Source organism: Nakamurella sp. (assembly GCF_048594475.1).
In the GTDB taxonomy this organism is placed as follows: Bacteria; Actinomycetota; Actinomycetes; order Mycobacteriales; family Nakamurellaceae; genus Nakamurella.
The window spans coordinates 1-7,058 of sequence record NZ_JBMDXT010000503.1 but is presented as its reverse complement, the minus strand read 5'-3'; the positions used below and the strand labels follow the sequence as shown (position 1 = coordinate 7,058).

General features: G+C 74.5%; 6 protein-coding genes. 2 read left to right on the top strand and 4 right to left on the bottom strand.

The genetic code is table 11. The features are described 5' to 3' along the window. Positions 1 to 111: 111 nt before the first annotated feature. Entirely contained in the window at positions 112 to 1,473 is a 1,362-nt protein-coding gene (locus ACOJUF_RS22830; RefSeq protein WP_420124108.1) for an MFS transporter, read from the bottom strand. 148 nt (positions 1,474 to 1,621) lie between these two features. Between ACOJUF_RS22830 and ACOJUF_RS22825 the strand changes: the two genes are divergently transcribed. Both ACOJUF_RS22825 and ACOJUF_RS22820 read left to right on the top strand, forming a co-directional pair. Continuing rightward, the gene (locus ACOJUF_RS22825; RefSeq protein WP_420124107.1) at positions 1,622 to 2,173 is read left to right on the top strand and encodes a TIGR03086 family metal-binding protein; all 552 of its coding nucleotides are present in this window, start codon (positions 1,622 to 1,624) and stop codon (positions 2,171 to 2,173) included. Between the two features lie 68 nt (positions 2,174 to 2,241). Then, entirely contained in the window at positions 2,242 to 3,057 is an 816-nt protein-coding gene (locus ACOJUF_RS22820; protein ID WP_420124106.1) for a hypothetical protein, read from the top strand. A gap of 255 nt (positions 3,058 to 3,312) precedes the next feature. Here ACOJUF_RS22820 and ptsP read toward each other — a convergent pair whose 3' ends face one another. From ptsP to ACOJUF_RS22805, 3 genes are all read right to left on the bottom strand, one after another. Beyond that, positions 3,313 to 5,022: a phosphoenolpyruvate--protein phosphotransferase gene (gene ptsP / locus ACOJUF_RS22815; protein ID WP_420124105.1), complete on the bottom strand. Its 1,710-nt coding sequence runs from the start codon at positions 5,020 to 5,022 to the stop codon at positions 3,313 to 3,315. Positions 5,023 to 5,112: 90 nt separating this feature from the next. Continuing rightward, on the bottom strand, positions 5,113 to 5,382 hold the full coding sequence (locus tag ACOJUF_RS22810) for an HPr family phosphocarrier protein (protein WP_420124104.1): 270 nt from the start codon (positions 5,380 to 5,382) through the stop codon (positions 5,113 to 5,115). Positions 5,383 to 5,518: 136 nt separating this feature from the next. After that, on the bottom strand, positions 5,519 to 7,058 hold a 1,540-nt coding region (locus ACOJUF_RS22805; RefSeq protein WP_420124103.1), incomplete at its 5' end, for a PTS fructose transporter subunit IIC.

The window sequence follows — 7,058 nt, the reverse complement described above, 5'->3', positions numbered from 1 at the left end:
TAATCCCCCCGCCGCAACCCGTGCCCCCCCCCCATCCGGTGGTGGGGCCGGGGGACGACCGGGGCCGGCCCGGGGGGGCCGGGGTCGGGCCGGGGGCCGGACGGGGCCGGGTCAGGCCCGGACCGGCAGCCGGCGGGCGCGCAGGAGGAGCGGCACCGCGGCCAGCACGATCAGGGCGGACAGCGCGTTGAGCCCGCCGAAGCCGATCAGGCCCAGCAGCGGCCCGGAGCCGGCCGCGCCGATCGCGGCCGAGACGTTCATCGCGGCGTCCGATCCACCCTGCACGCGGGTGCGGTCGGCGGCCGGGACCGATTCGGTCAACAGCGTCGACGCCGGCACCAGGACCAGCGACCAGCCGACGCCCAGCAGGAACAGTCCGATCGTCACCCGGGCCATCGAGGGTCCGGCGGTGCCGGCGATCACCGTGGCCACCAGCAGCGTGCCGCCGCCGGCGACGATGACCGGCAACCGGCCGACCCGGTCCGCGGCGATGCCGACCAGCGGCGAGAAGGCGAACATGCCCAGCACGTGGATGCTGATGGTCAGCCCGACGACGGTGATCGACGCGCCGTGGTGGTCCATGTGCACCGGGGTCATCGTCATGACCCCGACCATCACCGTGTGCGCGGCGCACATGGCCACCAGGGCGGTCCGGGCGCCCCCGATCCGCCAGGCGCGTCCCATCGCCGCCCGGGTGCCGGAGCGGGGCGCGTGCGGATCGACGTGGGTGTACCGGGCGGCCAGCAGCAGTGGGTCCGGTCGCAGCAGCAGGATGACCCCGGTGGCCAGCGTCAGCATGACGGCGGCGATGACGAACGGCCCGGCCATCGGCGCGAGCCCCAGGGTGCCGGCCAGCGCCTCCCCGGGCGCCCCCAGGTTCGGTCCCAGCACCGTGCCGACGGTGGTCGCCCAGACGATGAGCGACAGGTGCCGGGACCGGTGCTCGGGGGCGGCCAGGTCGGTGGCCGCGTACCGGCCCTGCAGCGACGCGGCGCTCCCGGCGCCGGAGATCCCCAGACCGTAGATCAGCAGCCCGGACGCGACGAGGCGATTCGAATCGGCCAGCTGGGCCGCCGCGACGAGCGCGACCGAGCCGGTGGTGGCCAGGGCCCAGGCCAGCCCCAGGGAGATCCGGCGTCCGGATCGGGCGGCGAGGACGGCCAGGGGGACCGCGACCAGCGCGGCCACCACGGTGGAGGAGGTGCGGGCCACGCCGGCCCAGCCCTCGGACCGGGTGACCTGGGCGGCCAGCAGGATTCCCACCGACAATCCGGCGCCGAATCCGATCCCGCCCAGCACCTGGGCCGCCGCCAGCAGCCGGAGGGTCCGGCGTTGCACGGCGACGACCGGTGGTTCGTGCTGCCACCCGGCCGGCCGGACGGGGTCCGGCCGGACGCTCGTCCCGTCGCTCGCCCGATGGTGGGGCCGGGCCGGGTTCGTGGACGACCCCTCACCGGGCACGCTCGGGCACATGGGTGCACGCTAGTGGGCGCCGAGCGCGCGAAGCCACCACCGCGCTCCGGAGGGTTCTGGAGGCACCGCGGCGCCGAGGAGCCGGGGTGCCGGCGGGGCCGCCCGTGGTCGGTCGCCCGTCCGCCATCGAAGGAGGGTCCCGCCCGGCATGTCCGACGACACCACAGCCCTGTATGACCGGATCGCCGACCGGTTCGGCGCCCTGCTGGAGGGCTGCCCCCCGGACCGCTGGGCCGCACCGTCACCGTGCCCCGGGTGGACGGCCCGGGACGTCGCCGCGCACGTGGTGCGGAACCACCGCCGGGCGTTGGCCGGTCTGGACGGGTCGGCCTTCACGGCGCCGGGCCCCGACCAGGATGTGCGAGCGGCCTGGCGGTGCGTGACGACCGGGGTCCGAGGGGCGCTGCGGGACCCGCTGCTGGCGGTGTTCCCGCTCGGCCCCGACTTCGGGTCGATCCCGTTTGCGGCGTTCATCCGCCGCATGGCCTGCGCCGACACCCTGATCCACACCTGGGATCTGGCTCGTGCGACCGGCCAGGAGGAGACCCTGGACCCGACCGGGGTGGCGGTGGCGACGGCGATCCTGCGGCCGGAGGACACCGCCATCCGGATGGTCGGGGCGTTCGGCGCGGCGGTCCCGGCGCCGGCCGGCGCCGACGCCCAGACCCGCCTGCTGACGTTTCTCGGTCGGGCCGTCTGACCGATTTCCCAGCCGGCGGTTCCCCGCGGCACAGCGCCCGGACAGCTGGGCCCGGGACGCTCGGTGTCGTGGCGATCAGGCAGACGCTCGACCGGCCGGGCCCCGACGCGCCGGGACCGGACACCGACCCGGCGGATCCCAACGCGGCGCACGGACAGGCGGAGCCGGCGGCGCCGCCCGCAGCGGACGCCGCTCGGGCGCACCGGGCCGCCCCGGTGTCCCGTCCGGAGCAGCCGCGCCGGTCGCCCTCCCGGCGGCCCGGGTCGACGAGGACGCCGGCGGCGGTGGTGCCGGAGGCGCCGGTGGTGCCGGTGGGCGTGCCGGCAGCACCGGCACCCATCGCCCCGCGGCGCCGGTGGTGGCACCGATCGACCGTGATCGGCGCCGCGGTCGCCGTCATGGTGCTGGGGTCGACCTCGACCGCAGCCGGGGTCACGCCGCGCAAGCCGAGTCCGGCAGAGATCGCCGCCGTCGCCGCGGAAACGTCCACCGGACCGGTGCACGGCGAGTTCCCGGTCGTCTCGGTGGACGGTAGCCGGCTGACCCGGCGCTGGCAGTGGGGTGAGGTGGTCGCGATCGACCAGGCCCATCGTGCGTCCGGGTTGTCCGATTCGGCTGGGCCGGCCGACGCGGGCCGACCGCCTGGCGGAACGGGATCCGTCGAGGCGACGAGGGCGGCCCTGGCCCGCCCAATCGCCGCCGGTGCGGCCGCCGCGACCGGCGCAGGGGTCGGTGCCGCGGACGGCGGAGCAGCGGGCTTGGCCCTGATCACCGTCGCCAGCGAGGACGGGTATGCCAGCGACTACTGGGTCGATCCCGGCCGGGCCGCCGGTCTGGCCCTGGGGGAGTGGGTCACCGTCGTGGGTGAGTTGCCCGCCGTCTGAGCACCGCCGCGGCGCCGACTGCGCGGACCCGCCGTTTCCCGTTGACGGCACGGGCGCCGTGCTTCCGGTCCCGGGATGACGGGTCGCGGTTCCGTGAGCGCCCGGCCCCGCCTGGCCCGGCCCCCACCGCCGTCCACGCCGTTCGCCTCACCGTCCGACCCGCCCCGCCGGCGTCCGGAACGACAGAGGCGGGGTCGCGACTCGCGTCGCGACCCCGCCTCCTCGATCCGGCAGCTCCCCGCCGACCCGACCGACCTACAGCGCCATCAGCACCTCGGGGTCGACGAGCGCCTCGACCGCGGCCCGGGCGGCGGCGGCGTCGATGGCGGCGCGGGCGGCGGCGGCCATCTCCTGGCACTGCGCGTACGTGGTGCGGGCCAGTGCGTAGCGGACGGCCGGCACCCCGTTGGGCGCCATCGACAGGCTGGAGATGCCCAGGCCGACCAGGACCAGGGCCAGCAGCGGGTCGCGGGCGGCCTCGCCGCAGACGCCGACCGGCTTGTCCGCGGCCTGCCCGGCCGCCCCGGCCAGCGCGATCAGGTCGAGGACGGCCGGCTGCCACGGGTCGAGCAGCTCGGCCAGCTCGCCGGCCATCCGGTCGGTGGCCATCGCGTACTGGGTCAGGTCGTTGGTGCCGATGGAGAAGAAGTCGACCTTCTCGATCAGGTGCGGGCCCCGCAACGCGGCCGCGGGCACCTCGATCATGATGCCGCCGACCGGCAGGCCGTGCGACTTCACCCGCTGCTCGAACGCCGCCGCCTCGTGCACGGTGGAGACCATCGGGGCCATCACCCAGACCTTGGCCCCGGTGGCCTTGGCCGCGGCCGCGATGGCGGTGAGCTGGTCGTCGAGCAGCTGCGGGAAGCGCTTGTCCATCCGCAGGCCGCGCACGCCCAGCGCCGGGTTCTCCTCCTCCTCGGAGGGAGCGAAGGCCAGCGGCTTGTCGGCGCCGGCGTCCAGGGTCCGGATGACCACCTTGCGGTCGCCGAACGCCTGGAACACCTCGGTGTAGGACTTGGTCTGCTCCGCGACGGTGGGCGCGGTCTTGCGTTCGAGGAAGAGCACCTCGGTGCGGAACAGGCCGACGCCCTCGACGTCCTCCTTGGCCGCCTTCACGGCGTCCTCGACCTTGCCGACGTTGGCCAGCAGCTGGACTCCCCGGCCGTCCTTGGTCTTGCCGGCCCCGCCGCCGGACTCCTTCAGGGCGGCCCGCGCCTTGGCCCGGGAGATGATCGCCTCGCGCAGGCTGTCGTCGGGGTCAACCGTGACCGCGCCGTGGGCGGCGTCGACGGCGATCTCGTCGCCGTCGGACAGCTCCAGCGCCCCGGCGACCCGCACGATGCAGGGCAGGTCGAGCTGGGCGGCGATGATCGCGGTGTGGCTGGTGGGGCCGCCGAGCTCGGTGACGATGGCGACCACGTGGTCGAGGTCGAGGGTGGCGGTGTCGGCCGGGGCCAGGTCGGCGGCGACGACGACCGACGGCTCGGTCATCGTCGGCAGGCCCGGGGGCTGCTGGCCCAGGACCTGGGCCACGATGCGGTCGCGGACGTCGCGCAGGTCGGTGACCCGCTCGGCCATGTAGCCGCCGCTCATCTCCAGGATCGAGCAGAAGCCCTCGACCGCCTGGTCCACGGCGGTGGCCGGGCCGACGCCGGTGCCCATCCGCCGGATGACGTCGGCGATCAGACCGGGGTCCTGGGCCATCAGCGAGGTGGCCTCCAGGACGGCGGCGACCGTGGACTCGGCCTGGGCGGCGCGGCTGCGCAGGTTGGTGGCGACGAAGTCGAACGAACTCTTGACCAGGGCCTGGGCCTGCTCCAGGTTCGCCGCCGCGGCCTCATGGGCGGGCGGGCGGACCGGCGGCGCGAGCTTGACCACCTTGCCGACCGCGGAGCCGCGGCCCACCCCGATCCCGGTCAGTTGCTTTCCGGCGTGGTTCGTCGGCGTTGAGGTCGTGGTCGTCATGAGGTCGAGTCAACTCCTGGAGAAAGGGGTGGGGCGGGAGACCCGGCCCGGCCGCGGAGCGATCCGTCCGCGGCCCGGCCGGGGGACGGGTCAGGGCGCGTCGTGGTCGACTTCCAGCAGCTCGACCAGCTGGTCGAGGGCGGCATCCGCACCGTCGCCCTCGGCCGCGAGGGTGACCTCGTCGTTGTTGCCGACGGCCAGACCCATCACCATCAGGATGCTGCGGGCGTCGACGGGGTCGCCGTCACCCTTGGCGATGGTGACCGGCAGCCCGGTGGCGGTGACGGCCTGGACGAACAACGAGGCCGGGCGGGCGTGCAGGCCGACACGGGACGCGACCTTGACCTTGCGGGTGGGCATTCATCGACTCCTTAGCGGATGAATCAGTGGGTGGATCCGTACGGACCGGCGCCGGCACAGCAGAGCTGGCACGAGGCCGGGGCCGCGACAGACATCGTCGCAGCCCCGGCCCGGGTGTGCAGCACGGGATGGCGGATCAGGCGGTGACGCCCTCGGCGACATCCTCGCGGTGGGCGATCGCCTCGGTCTTCCGGGCGTCCAGGCTCATCAGGAAGATGACCAGGGCGGCGGTGATGACCGTGCCGATCGCGATCGCGACCAGGTAGAGCACCGGGCTGCTCACCAGCGGCAGCACGAAGATGCCACCGTGCGGGGCGCGCAGTTCGTTGCCGAAGCCCATGACCAGCGCACCGGTGACGGCGGAGCCGACCATGCACGACGGGATGACGCGCAGCGGGTGGGCGGCGGCGAACGGGATGGCGCCCTCGGTGATGAAGGAGGCACCCAGCAGCCAGCAGGCCAGACCGTTCTCGCGCTCGGCCTCGGTCCACAGCTTCTTGCGGACCGCGGTGGCCAGGGCCATGCCCAGCGGCGGGGTCATGCCCGCGGCCATGACGGCGGCCATGATCTGGAACGCCGGCGCGGACTCGCTGGCGACGGCGGTGGTCAGACCGGCCGCGGCGAAGGTGTAGGCCACCTTGTTCAGCGGGCCGCCCATGTCGAACGCCATCATCAGGCCGAGGATCGCGCCCAGGACGATGCCGCTGGCGCCGGCCAGGCCGTTGAGCCAATCGGTGAGCGCGGTGGTCAGCGCGGCCACCGGCTTGCCGACGACGAAGATCATGAACAGGCCGACCACGATGACCGAGACCAGCGGGATGACGACGACCGGCATGATCCCGCGGACGCCCTTGGGCACCCGGAGCCGGGTCAGCGCGTAGGCCAGGCCACCGGCGGCGAAGCCGGAGATCAGGCCGCCGAGGAAGCCGGCGCCCAGGACCGCGGCCAGCAGGCCACCGACGAAGCCGGGCACCAGGCCGGGCCGGTCGGCGATGCCGAACGCGATGTAGCCGGACAACACCGGCACCAGCAGGAAGAACGAGATCTTGCCCAGCGCGAACAGGATGCCCGCGAAGCCGGCCTGGGCCAGCAGGGTGTCGAAGTTCTGGCCCGACGGGAAGCCCAGCGGCAGGCTGCCGGCGACGTTCTCGTAGGTGACGCCCTCGAAGGTGCCGCCGTAGAGCTTGGTGACGACCTCGTCGCCGCCGAACAGGAAGCCGAGGGCGATCAGGATGCCACCGGCCGCGACGAACGGGATCATGTACGACACGCCGGTCATCAGCCACTGGCGGACCCGGGTGCCGACACCGACGTCCCGGGCGGCGGACTTGCTGGGGGCCGGTGCGGCGGCGGCGGCCGCCGCGGCCTCGGGGGTGCCGGCCTTGGGGGCGTTCTCCACCGCGGCGATCGCGGCGTCGAGCACGGCCTTCGGGTCGTGCACGGCCTTCTTGACCCCGACGTCGACGCAGGGCTTGCCGGCGAACCGCTCCTTGCCCTTGACCTCCAGGTCGGCGGCGTAGATCACGCCGTCGGCGGCGGCGATGATGTCGTCCGACAGCGGGACGGTGCCCGCGGAACCCTGGGTCTCGACCTGAACCTCGTGACCGAGATCCTTACCGGTCTGCTCGAGGTTCTCCGCGGCCATGTACGTGTGCGCGATGCCCGTGGGGCATGAC